Here is a 15,147-nt window from a genome sequence, read left to right on the forward strand (position 1 = left end):
TTCGGGTGCGGTCAGCGGGACTTCATGTCGGTGATGAGCCACTGGCCGTCGTGTTCTTTCGCGGTCACCGACAGCTGCGCGGCGACGGACGTCGGTTCGGCGCCGGTGCGTTCGGTGACCTGGTCCAGGAAGACGAGCACGGTGGCCTCGCCGTCCTCGAGCCGGACCGCCCCGGCCCGTACGACATGCGTGGTGAGCGTCAGCTTCTGCTCGGCCACGCGCTGTTTCACCTGGGCGAAGAGGTCCGTGTACTGCTTCTTGGCCTTGCCGTCGAGCCGGTCGGCGGCGGCGGCCTCGGTGGTGTCGGTGCTCTTCGGGGAGTACGAGAAGATCCGCGTCAGGGTGTCGCTGACGGCACCCGTCACGGTGCTCGTCGCGGCGGAGTCGGTCAGCGCCCGGTTCTTCGCGGCGGCCGTGCCGGTGAGCTGTCCGGCCCGGATCAGCAGGCCGGCGCTGCCCAGCACCAGCACGGCGAGCACCGTCCAGCCCGTGATCCACCCGATACGGCGGCGGCCCGTCATGACGCCTCCTCGACGGTGATCGCGGTGAGCGAGCGCAGCTTCCAGCCGTCGCCGGTGTCCTCCAGCGCCGCCTCGAACCGCTTGCGGTCGGTGGCCGGCGCGTCCGTGCCGCCGCTCAGCTCGATCCGTACGCTGGCGATGACCTTCGCGGTCCCGGCGCGGGTGTCGAGGTCGATGACGGCGGCCTCGGTGACGGTGGCGCGGGCCACCTTGCCGGACCGCTTCAGCGCGGCGGCGCCGGTGTCGCGCTGGCGCTTGAGGTCGTCGTGCAGCGGGCCCGTGGTGGCGTCCAGCCAGCCGGCGAACCCGGCGTCGGCGTTCTTGGCGTCGATGCTGTTGACCCGGGCGATGTGCTCGCGTCCGGCCGCCAGCACCCGGTCCCGGTCCCGGGCGAACGCCAGGTCGTCGTCACCGGCGGCGTCCGCGTACGTCGTCGCCGCGAAGCCGGCGAAGGCGAGCACGGCGGCGACGAGCAGCGCGAAGGCGGCGCGCGGCAGCGTACGGCGGCGCGCGGCAGCCGCGGGAGCGTCCGCCCCGGGCTCCCGGGACTCCCCGGCCCCCGCGGGCTCCCCGGGCCCGGCCTCCTCGACCGCGCCCGGGGTCGCCTCGGCCGCCTCCGGCTCCTCGGCCTCCGGTCCGACGGCCTCGGGTTCGACGGCCGTGCCGCCGCGCTTATCCGCCATCTCGTCGCTCCCTCATTCCCGGCTCCCTCACGGCCCCGGCCGCACGGCCCGAGCCCTCACAGCCCGAGCACTCACAACCCCGGCCCTCACAACCCCGGCACTCACAGCCCGAGCAGCCCCGCCATGTCGTCCGGCCCGCCGTCCGGCAGCGCCGGCAGCTTCAGCGCCCCCGGCAGCGGGCTGCCGGTGTCCGCCGTGCTCAGCGTGTCCGCCCGGTCGTCGGCCAGCCCCGAACCCGGCTCGGCCGGCTTCGGCACCGGTCCGCCGCGCGGCGCGTTGGCGGAGCCGCGGACGTTGATGCCCGAGCTCGCCGGCGAGGTGCAGCGGGCAGCCGTGTTGAGCGGTGGCGCGGTGTCGGTGTTCAGGCCGTTGCGGTACTTCGTCGCCCCGTAGCCGGCGGTGCACGGCAGCGGGTCGAAGAAGGTCAGCGCCATACCGAAGCGGGCACCGGAGTTGTTGATGGCCGTCGACCCGGCCGCGGTGACCTGCGGCAACCGGACCAGGATCTGTTCGATGCCGTCCTGCCGGCTCACCGCGACCTCGGACGTGGTGAGGAGGTTCGCCAGCAGCACGCTCAAGGAGGGGTCCAGATCCCGCAGCACGCCCGTGACCTGCTTGGCGGCCTTGGGTCCGGTGGTGATGATCTCCCGGATGTCGGCGTCGGAGTCCCGGAGCTGCTCGGCGAACTGCGCGGCGCCGTCGGCGAAGGACTGCAGCGCCTGACCGGCCTGGTTCTGGGTGATCAGTACGGTCTTGCCGTCGATCATCAGCTTGGTGCTGTACGGCAGGGCCGCGTCCGCCGCCCGGACGAACTCGCTGCCGGTGTCGAGCAGCTGCTGGAGGTTCTGGCTCTGCCCGTTGAAGGCGGTGCCGAGTTCGTCGACGACCGTGCGCAGGTTCTCCGTGTCGACGGACGTGGCGAAGGTGTCGATGCTGCTCAGCATGTTGGTGACCGGGGCGGGCACGCTGGTGGCCTGCTCGGCGATGACCGCGCCGTCCTCCAGATAGGGGGCGCCCTCGGTCTTGGGCCGCAGGTCGATGTACTGCTCGCCCACCGCCGAGTAGCTGGCCACCACCGCGTCGAGGTCGGCGGGGATGACGGGGGCGGAGTCGTTGATCCGCAGCTCGGCCTCCACCCCGTGGTCGGTGAGCTCGATCGGCCCGACCCGGCCGACGGCGACCCCACGATAGGTGACCTCGGAGTGCGTGAACAGACCACCGGTCCGGGGCAGTTCGACGCTGACGGTGTAGTAGTCCCTGACCCCGACGAGCCGTCCCACATCGGCGTACCGGACTCCGATGAAGCCGAGCACCAGGACGGCGACGACGAGGAAGGCGAGGTTCTTGACGACGACGGCGCGCGTGATCACGACCGGCCACCTCCCTGGCTGTCGTCGGTGGAGGGCAGCGGCAGCGGCAGCGACTCCGACTGGGTGCTGACTCCGCCGACCGAGGTCTGCTGCTCCCATGGAGCCACCTGGATCGGGTCCTCGGCGATCGGCGGCATGATCTGTGTGCCGGGCGCCGCGGTGAGCTTCAGATACACGTTGAGGTAGTCGCCCTTGACCCCGGTGAGCACCTCGTCGGTGAACGGATAGGTGAGCAGCACCTGGAGCGACGCGGGCAGGGCCTCACCGGCGTCGGCCAGGTTCTTCAGGATGACGCCGATCGACTTGAGGTCGGCGACCATGTCCTCCTTGCTCCGGTCGATGGTGTCGACGGCGGTGTCGGACAGGTCGTTGAGCGATCGCAGCATCGTCATCAGCGAGCCGCGCTGCTGCTCCAGCACCTTCATGCCGGGACTCATCCCGGTGATCACGTCACCGATCTCGGTCTTGCGGGTGGCGAGGGTGGCGGAGAGCCGGTTGACGCCGTCGAGGGCGTCGGTGATGGCCTGTTTGTTGCCGTCCAGGCTCTTCATCAGGGTGTCGACCTGCTTGAGCATCGAGCGGACCTGCGGTTCGTTGCCGCCGAGAGCCTTGTTGAGCTCCTGCGAGATGGTGCGCAGCTGCTCGATGCCGCCGCCGTTGAGGAGCATCGACAGGGCGCCGAAGACCTCCTCGACCTCGGGGTTGCGGTTGGTGTGGGCCAGGGGGATGTCCACGTCCTGCTGGGTGGTGGCGATGGTGGCGGCGGCCGGCTGCGCGTCGACCTGCTGCTCCTCGGGCGGCGGGATCAGCTGGACGTATTTCTCGCCCAGCAGGCTGGACTGCTCGATCCGGGCATACGCGCCGTCGGGCAGGTCCACGTCGCCGTTGACCTTCATGGTGACCAGCGCGGTCCAGCCGTCGTCGGCGAGGTCGATGTCGGTGACGCGGCCCACGGCGACGTCGTTGACCTTCACCGACGACTGCGGCACCAGGCTCTGTACGTTGCCGAACTCGGCGGTGATCTCGTGCGGGTGGTCGCCGAGGTCGGCGCCGCCGGGCAGCGGCAGGTCCTGGATGCCGGTGAACTCGGGCGCGCCGTCGCCGAACGCCAGGACCAGCGGCAGCGGGGAGGCCAGCAGCGCCAGCAGGGCCACACCGATGAGTGCGGTCTTGGTGTCGCGTCTCACTGCCCGCCTCCCTTCTTCTCCGTGGACTGCCCGTCGGTCTTCTCCGCCGAGCCGGGCGTGCCGTAGACGTCGCCGACTGTCGGCAGCGGCAGCGGCGGCAGGGACTTCTGCTCCGCGGCGGACACCGGGGCGAGACCCTCGGTGCCGGTCGGCTCGAACAGCGGTCCGCCCATGCTGATCTCGTTGAGGTTGCCGCGGCCGTCGATGGTGCGGCTGTTGGGGTCGTACGCCTTGAGGAAGTTGTCCGCGGCCAGCGGCGCCACGTCCATGAACTCGGCGAACGACGCCCGGTTCTCCACCAGCTTCCCGGTGATCTGGGCGAGCCGGTCGACGTTGAGCTTGAGCTTGCCGCGGTTGTCCTTGACGAACGTCTCGACCCGGCCGAGCGCGTCGCCGAGCTGGCGCAGCGCCTCGGCCAGCTCCGTCTTGTCCTGCGCCAGGAAGCCCATGACGTCGCTGAGCTGCTGCTCGGCGGTGGAGACCTGGGTGTCGTTGTTCTTCAGCATCGTGGTGAAGGACTGCAGGTTGCGGATGGTGCCGAAGAGTTGCTCGCTGCGTCCGGAGAGGGTCGCGGTGGCGTCGCCGAACGCCTCGATGCTGTCGGCCATCTCCTTGCCGTTACCCTTCAGGTTCTCGGCGCCGGTGTCGATGAGGTCGCTGAGCGCCCCGTTGACGTTGGCGCCGCCCGGGCCGAGGGCGTCGGTGAGCTCGGTGATCGACGCGTACAGCTCGTCGATCTCCACCGGTGTCGCGGTGCGCTCCACCGGGATCTTCGCGCCGGCCTTCAGCTCGGGTCCGCTCTCGTACGCGGGGGTGAGCTGGACGTAGCGGCCGGAGACGACGCTCGGGGAGATGACGACGGCGTTGACGTCCGCGGGGACCTGCACCCCGTCGTCCAGGGTCATGGTGACCTTGACCTTCTCGCCCTGCGGCTCGATCGAGTCGACGGTGCCGACGGCGACGCCGAGGATCTTCAGCTCGGAGCCGGGGTAGACGCCGACGCCGGAGCTGAAGTACGCGGTGATCTCGCGTCCGTCGTTCCGGGCCAGGGCGCTCACGCCCCAGGTGACCCCGGCGGCGATCAGCAGCGCGAGGACCAGCAGCACCCCGATGATCCGGCGGTGCGCGGTGAAGCCGCCGGCGGCGTCGCGCAGCCGCGCTCGCACGGTCGTGGCCTGCGCCATCACCGGGCTCCCTTCTGCTTGGGCGGCATGCAGCCGGTGTCCGGGACGCCGTTGGGCGCGTAATTCTTGGGCACCAGCCCGCAGATGTAGCTGTCGAACCAGCGGCCGTTGCCGAGGCTGTTGCCGACGAGCCGGTAGTACGGGCCGACGGCGGCCAGCACCTTGTCGAGGTTCTTCTCGTTGCGTTCCAGTACGTCGGTGACCCGGGTGAGCGCGTCGAGCGTCGGGCCGAGCTGCTTCTCGTTGTCGCTGACCAGACCCTCGAGCTCGGTGCCCAGATCGCGGGTGCCGGTGAACAGCGAGTGGATGGCGGCGCGCCTGCTGCTGATCTCCGCCAGCAGCAGGTTGCCGTCGGTGAGGAGGGTCTGGAACGTCTCGTTCTGATCCTTGAGGGTGGCCGTGACCTGGTTGCTGCCGGACAGCAGCCGGGCCAGTTCGGCGTCCCGGGTGGAGACGGTCCGGGACAGGTCCGCGAGTCCCTCCGCCGCCTTCTTCACGTGCGGCGGGGTGTTGCGGAAGGTGTCGGAGATCGTCTGGAAGCTCTTCTCCAGTTCCCCGGTGTCCAGCTCCCCGACGGTGCCGGCCAGATCCTGCAGGGCGGCCGTCACGTCGTACGGGGAGGTGGTGCGGGACATCGGGATGCGGCTGCCGGGGTCCTGGCGGACGGAGCCGCGCGGCTCCAGGGCCAGGAACTTCTCGCCCAGCAGCGTCTTGATGGCGATGCCCACGGTGCTGGAGTCGCCGACCCAGGCGTCTTCGACCTCGAAGGTCACCTTCACCTTCGGACCGTCCAGCGCGACGCCGGTGACCTCGCCGGTCTTGACGCCGGCGATACGTACCTCGTCACCGGACTTCAGGCCCGCGGACTCCTTGAAGTCCGCCGTGTACGTGGTGCCGTTGCTCCCGACGAACGGCAGCGCGTCCGCCCGGTACGCGGCGAGGGAGATCAGCGCGACGACGAGGAGACCGACGAGGGCGACGGCGACCTGGTTGCGTTCGCGGATGGGTTTGAGGTGCGGGAGTCTCATCGCGTGCACCTCGGCTGGGTGATGGCGATGCCGGTGGACGGCTCGCTTCCGTCGGTCGTCGACACTCCGCTCACGTTGGCCTCGCAGAGATACAGGTTGAACCAGGAGCCGTAGGACGAGAGCCGGGCGATCGCGTTCATCTTCTGCGGCGTCTTGGTCAGGAAGTTCTCCAGCGGCACGATGTTGTCGCCGAGGGTGTCGGTGAGCCGGCCGAGCTGATGGATGTCGTTCTTCAGCGGGGCGCGGCCCTCGTCGACCAGGCCGGCCGTGCTCACCGTCAGGTCGCTCATCGCCTGGATGGCGTCGCCCAGCGGCTCGCGGTCGTCGGCGAAGCCGGAGACCAGCTCCTGGAGGGTGACCAGCAGGTCGTTGAACTCGGTCTGCCGGTTGTTGACGGTGTCGACGACCTGGGTGAGGTTGTCGATGACCTGCCCGATCACCTGGTCCTTGGTGGCGAGCGTCGATGTCAGCGAGCCGACGGTGCGCACCAGTGACTCCACGGTGGAGCCCTCGCCCTGGAGTACCTGGACGATCTCACCGGCGAGCTTGTTGGTGTCCTGCGGGGAGAGTCCGGCGAACAGCGGCTGGAAGCCGTTGAACAGCTGGGTGAGGTCCAGGGCGGGCTGGGTGCGCGCCAGCGGGATCTCGGTGCCGGGCGTGAGGGTCTTGTTCATCGGTCCGTCGCCCTGGGCGAGTTCGACGTACCGCTGGCCGACCATGTTGAGGTACTTGATCGACGCGGTGGACGACGCGGGGAGCGTACGGCCCTTGCGGAGGGTGAACTCGACCTGTGCGTAACGCCGGTCGACGATCTTGATGGATTCGACCTCGCCGACCTTCACCCCGGCGATACGGACGCTGTCGCCGCTGATCAGGCCGGTGGCGTTGGTGAAGCGGGCCCGGTAGGTGTCGGTGTCCCCGACGCCGGTGTTGGCGATGCTGAACGCCAGTGCGGTGGTGGCCAGGACGGTCACCAGCACGAAGATCGCGGATTTGACGAGGGGTCCGCCGATGCCGCGGCTGTGCGCGCTCATTCGACCGTCACCTCCGCCCCGCGGAACGCCGGGCCGGCCAGCAGGCTCGACCAGTCGGGCAGGTCCTGGGGCCGCTGCTTCATGCCGGCCGCCAGCAGTTCGTTCACCAGCTCGTTCTCCTCCGGCGAGTTGGGCAGGCCGAGCCCGTCCGGGACGGTGGTGGTGGTCGTGAGGGTCGCCGCGGTCTGCTCCGCGGTGTTCGCGGCGCGGGTGCTGGGCTTGCCGGTGTAGGGCACGCCGTAGCACTTGGGTCCGCCGCCGGCGGTGTAGCGGGGGGTGTCCTTGCCGGGGACGTACTTGCCGCGCGCGGGCCGGACCTCGACGTTGATGTGCAGGCCCGGTTTGTTCGTGCCCTTGCCGAGCGCCTTGTCCATCACCGGCACGAAGTCGGCCATGGTGCGCAGCGTGCAGCCGAAGGCGGGCGAGTAGCGGGCCAGGAGCTCGACGCTCGCGCGGCTGTCGCCGGTGAGCCGGATGATGTTCTCCCGGTTCTGCTTCAGGAAGGTGTCGAGGTTCTGGGTGGCGCCCGTCATCGCGCCGTACAGGCTGCCGAGGTTCTCGCGCTGCTCGGCGATGGTGGCGCTGGTGTGCGTGGCGTCGCGCAGGGCGTCGATGATGTCGGGTGCCGTGTCCGCGTACAGCTGGCTGAACTCGACCAGCTGGCGGATGTCCTCGTTGAGGGTCGGCAGGTGCGGGTTGAGTTCCTTCAGGTGCTTGTCGAGTTCGACGAGCGTGTCGCCGAGTTTCTCGCCGCGGCCGTCGAGCGCCGTGGACATCGCCGTCAGGGTCGCGGACAGCTTCTCCGGCTTTACGGCGGTGAGCAGCGGCAGCGAGTGGTCCAGGACCTGCTCCAGCTCGATCGCGTTGGCGCTGCGGTCCTGCGGGATGACGCTGCCCTCGCGCAGCGGCTCGGCGGACGAGCCCTCCGGCACCTCCAGGGACACGAACCGCTCCCCGAACAGCGTGGTCGGCAGCATCCGCGCCTGTACGTCGGACGGGACCGAGCCCACCTTGTCCGGCTTCATCGCCAGCACCAGCCGGGCGCCCTCCCCGCCGCCGCGGGTCTCGATCTCGCGGACCTCGCCGATGACGACGCCGCGCATCTTCACCTCGGCGTAGGGGTGCATCTCGTTGCCGACGCTGGAGGTCTCGACGGTCACGGTCACGGTGTCGGTGAACTGCTTGTCGTAGATGGCCACCGACAGCCAGACCAGCACTGCCAGCACCAGCAGGAACACCAGTCCGGCGGCCCGGCGGCCGAGCGTGTGCGTACTCATCCGGCCACCTTCACGGTCGTCGTGGTGCCCCAGATCGCCAGGCTGAGGAAGAAGTCGGTGACCGCGATCAGCACGATCGCGGTACGCACCGAGCGACCCACGGCCACACCCACGCCGGCGGGACCGCCGGTGGCGCGGAAGCCGTAGTAGCAGTGCGCGAGGATCACCATCACGCTGAAGATCAGCACTTTGACGATCGACAGCAGCACGTCCGTGGGCGACAGGAACAGATTGAAGTAGTGGTCGTACGTACCGGTGGACTGGCCGTTGAAGACGACCGTCACGGTGCGCGAGGCCAGGAAGGAGCTGAGCAGCCCGATCCCGTACAGCGGGATGATCGCCACGACGCCGGCGATGATGCGGGTCGAGACGAGGTACGGCATGGAGCGCACCGCCATCGACTCCAGCGCGTCGATCTCCTCGTTGATCCGCATCGCGCCGAGCTGCGCGGTGAACCCGGCGCCGACGGTCGCGGAGAGCGCGAGGCCCGCCACCAGCGGGGAGATCTCACGGGTGTTGAAGTACGCGGAGACGAAGCCGGTGAACGCCGCGGTGCCGATCTGGTCGAGCGCCGCGTAGCCCTGGAGGCCGACGACGGTGCCGGTGAACAGCGTCATAGCGAACATCACGCCGATGGTGCCGCCGATCACGCCGAGACCGCCGCTGCCGAAGGCGACCTCCGACAGCAGCCGCATCACTTCCTTCATGTAGCGGCGGAAGGTGCGCGGGATCCACAGCAGGGCGCGGACATAGAACAGCAGCTGGTCGCCGGCCGCGTCGAGCCAGCCGAGATAGCGGTCGAGGAGCGGGGGCCGCTGCGGCTTCGCGGGGACGGGCGGGCCGGACTCCGGGTCCGGGGCCGGGGTGGGCTTGCGGTCGAGAAGCGCCATCGTCAGCTTCCCTTCGCCGGGACGAGCTCGAGGTAGATCCCCGTGAGGATCACGTTGACCAGGAAGAGCAGCAGGAACGTGATGACCACGGACTGGTTCACCGCGTCACCCACGCCCTTGGGGCCGCCGCGCGGGTTCAGACCCCGGTACGCGGCGACGATGCCGGCGATGAAGCCGAAGATCAGTGCCTTGATCTCGCTGATGTAGAGGTCGGGCAGCTGGGCGAGGGCCGAGAAGCTGGAGAGATACGCGCCCGGCGTGCCGCCCTGCATGATCACGTTGAAGAAGTAGCCGCCGAGGGTGCCGACGACGGACACCAGCCCGTTGAGCAGGACGGCCACGCCCATCACGGCCAGCACCCGCGGTACGACGAGGCGCTGCACGGGTGAGACGCCCATGACCTCCATCGCGTCCAGCTCCTCGCGGATCTTCCGCGACCCGAGGTCGGCGCAGATCGCGGAGCCGCCGGCGCCGGAGATCAGCAGCGCCACGATCAGCGGCGATGCCTGCTGGATCACCGCCAGCACGCTCGCGCCGCCGGTGAAGGACTGGGCGCCGAACTGCTCGGTGAGGGAGCCGACCTGGAGGGCGATCACCGCGCCGAACGGGATGGAGACCAGGGCCGCCGGGAGGATCGTCACGCTGGCGATGAACCAGAACTGCTCGATGAACTCGCGGAACTGGAACGGCCGCTTGAAGATCATCCGCAGCACGGACAGCGACAGCGAGAACAGCGCCCCGGTCTGCCGGAGCCAGCCCAGGCCGGGTACGGGCCGCCGCTCGCCGGTCTGCTTCCGCGTCGTCGTCTCGCCGTCATCCGCCGGGTCGCCGGGCGGCCCGCCCGGCGGCGGGGGCGGGATCAGGGTCGTCATGCCTGGCCCTCCGGTCTCGGGCTCCAGGTGCTCGGATCGACCCGCAGCGGCTCCATGGCCAGGGTCTCCGCGTCGGGAGCGGCGGGCGGCGGTGTGGGGTGCGTGTGCCCCGGCATCGTCGCGAGGATGGCCTCCCGCGCGGCGTGGGGCAGGGTGGCCAGCATCCCCAGTACGCGCTCCCGGCGCCGGTGCACGGCCGCGCGCGGCGGCAGACCTGGCGAGGGTTCGAGCTGCGGGACGATCTCGCGGGTCTGGAAGTCCAGGCCGTTGCCCATCGCCAGCTCGGCGTCGAGCGTCGCGGAGTCCTTCTCCTCGGTCATCCCGATGGGGCCGTGCGGGCTGCCGTTGAGGAACTGCGCGACGACCGGCTCCTCGCTGGTCAGCAGCGCCTCGCGGGGGCCGAACGTGACCAGCGAACGCCGGTAGAGCATCCCCATGTTGTCGGGGACGGTGGACGCGATGTCGATGTTGTGGGTGACGATGAGCATCGTCGCGTCGATCTGCGTGTTCACGTCGATGAGCAGCTGCGACAGCAGGGCCGTACGGACCGGGTCCAGGCCCGAGTCGGGCTCGTCGCACAGGATGATCTGCGGGTCGAGCACCAGCGCCCGCGCGAGGCCGGCGCGTTTACGCATACCGCCGGAGATCTCGCCGGGGAGCTTGTCCTCCGCGCCGACCAGGCCGACGAGCTCCATCCGCTCCATCACGATGTCGCGGATCTCCCGCTCCTTCTTGCGGGTGTGCTCGCGCAGCGGGAAGGCGATGTTGTCGAAGAGGGTCATCGACCCGAACAGCGCGCCGTCCTGGAACATCAGCCCGAACATCTTCCGGGCCTCGAAGACGTCCCGCTCGCGGTCCCTGACCATGTTGCAGCCGTCGACGTGCACGGTGCCCCGCTGGGGCTTGAGCAGTCCGACGAGCGACTTCAGGAACACCGTCTTGCCGGTGCCGGAAGGTCCGAGCATCACGCTCACCTCACCGGCGGGCAAGGTGAGCGAGACGTCCTCCCACACCTGCTGCCGGCCGAACGCCATGCTGAGGCCCTCGACCTTCACCTCGACGCCCATGTCACACCCCCCACTTCGCAGTCGCCGTCGAATTGCGGCCATAGCTCAGCACAGGTGATCGCCACCGAAACCGGCCCGCCGGATTCCTTGTCACCATGTGACAAACCGCCATCACGACCTTGTCCTTCCGTGAGCGATTCCCGATACCGCGTATTCCGGGGGCGCCCCGGCCCCCGGCCCCGAACAACCCCGGCCCCGACCAGCAGCCCGGCCGGGCCGACCTGCGCGGACCCCGCGCGTCGCCCCCGAACGACCACGGCCTGCCGCCGATCCGAACCCCGACACCTTGCGCGCACGGCCGACCTCCAGGCCTTGGGGGGCGATTCCAGACAGTCCGAATCCGCGTACACCAGTCGCCGACGCCCGGCGGCGACATCTGGGATTGCGGTGGAGGAAGCAACTCCGGTGAGCGCTCCGCGAAGGGGACGCTACGCACGGGTAACTCGCTGCGCAATACTCGTTTCCGAGAAAAATCGCGAGGGCGCGAAGGGGGGATTTTTCTTGTCGACGGGCGAGCGGCAGGGAGGTGGTTTCTATAACCGGGTGAGCAATTTTCGCCCGCCGATCACGCGGGACAAGTGAGGTGAGGGTGCCGCTTTGTCGATAAGTAAGTCTTGCGGTGATAGGGGTGCAGCGGCGCTCCGGGTGGAGGATGACGGGTGCGCGCCGCCCCTTCCAGGCGCACCAACCTACGCCCCACCCCTCACCGGTAGAGCGCGTCCGCCCCCACCAGTACGACGTCCGTGCCCTCCGCCGCCTCCCGTCGCAGCGCCTCGCTGAACCCCGCGCCGCTGTAGCAGACCAGCTTCGCCGTCTCCGCCCCGTAGCGACCCTGCCCCGCGAGGAGAGCGCGGACGCGGCGAAGCCGGTCCAGATGCGCCGTGCCCATCACCTCCTGCCACTTCGCCTCCCCGATGGCGAGCAGCGGGCTGCGCCCTCCGTCCTCCAGGCCGAACGCCACCACGTCGAGCTGGTGACTGGTCTTGTTCGATGGGTCGTTGACCGCTCCGGAACCGACCCGGTTCGGATAGTCCCCGAGGAGTTCGGGAGGTGCCGTGAAGCGCGTCCAGTACCGGCAGACCTGCTCGAAGTGCGGCCCCATGACGCCGCTCTCGAAGCGCGAGCGGCTGCGCTCCCACAACCGGCCGGCGTCCCTCGAGTGCTCCAGATCCGACCAGATCGGACGCATCACCGCGTGATAGAAGGTCACCAGCGGCTCCGCGATCCGGTACGCGGTCCGGTTGTCCCGGAACACATCCGGCTCACGCACGACCAGTCCGCAGTCCTCGAGGACCGTCAGCGGATGCGCCAGATCACCGGACTTGCGCCCGAGGTACGAGGCGATCCCGCCTCGGCTCGCGTTCCCCGAGGCGATCGCGGCCAGGACCGAGTGATAGAGGCCCGCGTCCTTTATCTCCGGCTCGTCCGCCAGGAGATAGCGCGCCTCACGGAAGAGCGGGCTCGTCGGACTCAACACCGTCCGCAGCACCCACGGGTCGAAGTCGTCCGGTCCGGCGGGCACGTCGTCGCGGACGAACTCGCGGCGATACGCCGGAGTGCCGCCGACGATGGCGTTGACCTTGAGGGCGGTCACCGGATCATCGATCCCCCAGAACTCGGCCGCCAGCCGGTGATCCAGCGTCGGCACGACGAGTTCGAGGCTCGCCCGCCCCCGCAAGGGCGCGTTTCCTCCCAGCAGCCGCCCCATGAAGGACATGGCGGATCCGCAAAGCAGCAGTCGGCTACGGCTCTCGTCGCGCTCCGCGCGCAGCGGCGCGAGAGCGTTCTGCACGATTGAAGGCAACTGGGTGTTGACCCGAGCGAGGTAGGGAAACTCGTCGATCACCACAGGCACGGGTCGCTCACGCCCGAGAGCCAACAGCGCATCGACCGCCTCATGCCAGTCCTGCGGCACCAGCGTCGTCGGCGTCCCGAGATACTCCCCGAGCGCGGCCCCGAGCCGCCGCAACGACTCCGCGTCGGCCGCTTCGTCGGCGGCGAAGTAGAAGCCCCCGGTCGCCTGGCACAGAGCCCGGAGCAGAAAGGTCTTCCCCTGCCGCCGCCGCCCGGACACGATGCCGAGCGCCGCGCCAGGCCGGGTGTCACCAGCGAACGCACCGAGGGCGGACCACTCCCGCTCGCGATCGAACATCTCGGACGGCCGGGGCAGCGCCATGCCCATCACCTCTCAACTTACATAGGTCCAGTTATGATAACTGAACTTACGCAACCTAGAGTGACGAATCATTCACTGTACGGCGGCACTGTTCGGTGGAGCGGGAGCGACAGTGACGGGTATCTCATGCTGCTCCTGATGCCACCCGCCCATCAGGAAGCAACGACGGCTCCACGTCCGAATGTCGCAATGATTGCGACATTGCGCCTTCGAGCCACCGCTCCTACACCCCGACAGCAAACCGGATGCTGCGGCTGGCGGATCCGTACCGGGCGTGACGTCCTCGGTGGTCTCGGATGTCTTGTCCCGTCCGCGTGGGTGTGTCAGGGTCCGGCCAAGGGGCCGATGGAGGTGTCGGCCCGGGGAGCTTCCGAGGTGAGTTCATGTCGGGTGTCTCGCGTCGATTAGTCGTGTTGGCTGTTGTCGGAGGTGCGCTTGCCGCCTGCGGGGATCAAGGGCAGCAGGGTGCGGAGAGCGGTCAGCCCGAGGCCGCCGAGACTCCCTCTCCGGCGGCGGAGACAACACCGCCCTCGAACTCTCCGGCGGTGGAGGCGACACCGCCTTCGGAATCCCCGGCTCCGGCCCGTGGTGTGTCGTACAACCGGGCGAAGGAGGTCGTCGAGCGGAATCGGGACGTCATCCGGGAGCGGTATCGGTCGGTGCAGGGGACGGGGATCGGTGCGTTTGACGACAGCGTGACCGACGCCTCCGGGCAGGGTGAGAACTTCGCGATTCACGTGTACGTGCTCTCCCTCGCCGATGTGCCCGAGTCGCCGCAGGCGATCGACGGCGTGCCGCTGGTGTTCAAGGTCAGCGGGAAGTTCTCCGTGCTCCCGGTGCGCTGATCGCCGGTCAGCTCGGGTCAGGGCGCCGGGGCGGCAGCTGGCCGAGGGCCACCATGGTTCCGTCCGGCTGCCACAGCACCGCGTGCGTTTCGTCGTTCGCGTTGATGGACTCGCCGACCACGACGCCCGCGTTGTTCACCGCTTCCGCGCGGCTCTTCACGTCGCCGGCCAAGACCCCGAGGTCCACGACCTCCCCCTCGGCCGACCAGCGCACCGCCCGCACCGAACCGTCCGCGCGACGGGCGCTGCCCACCACCACGCCGCTGTCGTTGATGTCCTGGGCCGCCGCGTGGTCTCCGCCCAGGGTCGGCAGCCGGGTCACCGTACCGTCGGTGTTCCAGCGCACGGCTTGCCCCGGGTCGGAGCCGCTTTCGGCGAGCAGCCGGCCGGACGTTGCCTCACCTACGATGACGCCCGCGTTGTTGATCGCCATCGCGACCGCGTTCTCGGCATCCTCGGGCATGGGCAGTTCGGTAATCGTCCCATCGGCGTTCCAGCGCACGGCCTTGCCCATGAGGTCGGCCGGGCCGGCGTTACCCACGATCACGCCGGCATCGTTGATGTCGCACGCGAGGGAGACCACGTGGCTGTCCGGCAGCCCGAGAGCAGTGACCTCGCCGCCACGGTCCCATCGCACGGCCCCCGGCGTCCCCTCCTCCGTAAAGCACGAACCCACGGTGACACCACCCGCGTTGATACCGCTTACGATGCTGAGGCCGCCGGGCAGCGTCTCCATCACGACGACCGCCCCTGACGCCGACCAGCGCACGGGCATGGACGGGTGTTCCCCGGTCTGGTCCGTACCGGCGCATTCGCCGGCGTCGTTGATCACGGTGACCGCACCATGGATGCTGTCGGGAACCTGAGCCAGTAACACGGCCGAGACCCCACCGCGCCACAGGACCGGCAGCAGGCCGCGCCCCGGAATCGTGTACCCCGCCACATCCCCCGCCGAGTTGACGCACGTGGCGCCGCTCCTGCCCGCAGACGGACCTCCGGCAGCCGGATACTCC

14 protein-coding genes are annotated in these 15,147 nt (G+C 69.5%); 1 reads left to right on the forward strand and 13 read right to left on the reverse strand.

Translation table 11 applies throughout. The features are described from left to right. Window positions 1-11: 11 nt before the first annotated feature. The 12 genes from SRB5_RS31050 to SRB5_RS31105 form a co-directional block, all read right to left on the reverse strand. Complete coding sequence (locus SRB5_RS31050; RefSeq protein ID WP_228390577.1) at window positions 12-521, reverse strand: hypothetical protein; 510 nt, start codon at window positions 519-521, stop codon at window positions 12-14. Beyond that, the gene (locus tag SRB5_RS31055) at window positions 518-1,204 is read right to left on the reverse strand and encodes a hypothetical protein (protein WP_228390578.1); all 687 of its coding nucleotides are present in this window, start codon (window positions 1,202-1,204) and stop codon (window positions 518-520) included. Before SRB5_RS31055 ends, SRB5_RS31050 begins: the two co-directional genes overlap by 4 nt. Before the next feature lie 101 nt (window positions 1,205-1,305). Next, window positions 1,306-2,574, reverse strand: a complete 1,269-nt coding sequence (locus SRB5_RS31060) for an MlaD family protein (protein WP_323378779.1) — start codon at window positions 2,572-2,574, stop codon at window positions 1,306-1,308. Further along, a complete protein-coding gene (locus SRB5_RS31065; RefSeq protein WP_153456843.1) occupies window positions 2,571-3,722 on the reverse strand; it encodes an MCE family protein in 1,152 nt (383 codons plus the stop codon). Before SRB5_RS31065 ends, SRB5_RS31060 begins: the two co-directional genes overlap by 4 nt. 35 nt (window positions 3,723-3,757) lie before the next feature. Then, window positions 3,758-4,945, reverse strand: a complete 1,188-nt coding sequence (locus SRB5_RS31070) for an MCE family protein (RefSeq protein ID WP_153456806.1) — start codon at window positions 4,943-4,945, stop codon at window positions 3,758-3,760. Continuing rightward, window positions 4,945-5,973: an MCE family protein gene (locus SRB5_RS31075; protein WP_153456807.1), complete on the reverse strand. Its 1,029-nt coding sequence runs from the start codon at window positions 5,971-5,973 to the stop codon at window positions 4,945-4,947. Before SRB5_RS31075 ends, SRB5_RS31070 begins: the two co-directional genes overlap by 1 nt. Then, on the reverse strand, window positions 5,970-7,007 hold the full coding sequence (locus SRB5_RS31080; protein WP_153456808.1) for an MCE family protein: 1,038 nt from the start codon (window positions 7,005-7,007) through the stop codon (window positions 5,970-5,972). The genes SRB5_RS31075 and SRB5_RS31080 overlap by 4 nt, the downstream gene beginning before the upstream one ends. Then, window positions 7,004-8,284 (reverse strand): MCE family protein, encoded by a 1,281-nt coding sequence (locus SRB5_RS31085; RefSeq protein WP_153456809.1) that lies wholly within the window; start codon window positions 8,282-8,284, stop codon window positions 7,004-7,006. The genes SRB5_RS31080 and SRB5_RS31085 overlap by 4 nt, the downstream gene beginning before the upstream one ends. After that, the gene (locus SRB5_RS31090) at window positions 8,281-9,174 is read right to left on the reverse strand and encodes an MlaE family ABC transporter permease (RefSeq protein WP_153456810.1); all 894 of its coding nucleotides are present in this window, start codon (window positions 9,172-9,174) and stop codon (window positions 8,281-8,283) included. Before SRB5_RS31090 ends, SRB5_RS31085 begins: the two co-directional genes overlap by 4 nt. 2 nt (window positions 9,175-9,176) lie before the next feature. Further along, window positions 9,177-10,046, reverse strand: a complete 870-nt coding sequence (locus SRB5_RS31095; protein ID WP_153456811.1) for an MlaE family ABC transporter permease — start codon at window positions 10,044-10,046, stop codon at window positions 9,177-9,179. Further along, window positions 10,043-11,113, reverse strand: a complete 1,071-nt coding sequence (locus tag SRB5_RS31100; RefSeq protein ID WP_153456812.1) for an ABC transporter ATP-binding protein — start codon at window positions 11,111-11,113, stop codon at window positions 10,043-10,045. Before SRB5_RS31100 ends, SRB5_RS31095 begins: the two co-directional genes overlap by 4 nt. Before the next feature lie 703 nt (window positions 11,114-11,816). After that, entirely contained in the window at window positions 11,817-13,289 is a 1,473-nt protein-coding gene (locus tag SRB5_RS31105) for an ATP-binding protein (protein ID WP_228390579.1), read from the reverse strand. A 590-nt stretch (window positions 13,290-13,879) separates the two neighbouring features. Here SRB5_RS31105 and SRB5_RS31110 point away from each other — a divergent pair. After that, complete coding sequence (locus SRB5_RS31110; RefSeq protein ID WP_153456813.1) at window positions 13,880-14,134, forward strand: hypothetical protein; 255 nt, start codon at window positions 13,880-13,882, stop codon at window positions 14,132-14,134. Window positions 14,135-14,141: 7 nt separating this feature from the next. On the opposite strand, the gene SRB5_RS37635 is transcribed toward SRB5_RS31110, so the two are convergent. After that, the gene (locus SRB5_RS37635; protein WP_194293083.1) at window positions 14,142-14,966 is read right to left on the reverse strand and encodes a hypothetical protein; all 825 of its coding nucleotides are present in this window, start codon (window positions 14,964-14,966) and stop codon (window positions 14,142-14,144) included. Between the last annotated feature and the right edge of the window lie 181 nt (window positions 14,967-15,147).

It is taken from the genome of Streptomyces smaragdinus (assembly GCF_009604385.1).
Classification (GTDB): domain Bacteria; phylum Actinomycetota; class Actinomycetes; order Streptomycetales; family Streptomycetaceae; genus Streptomyces; species Streptomyces smaragdinus.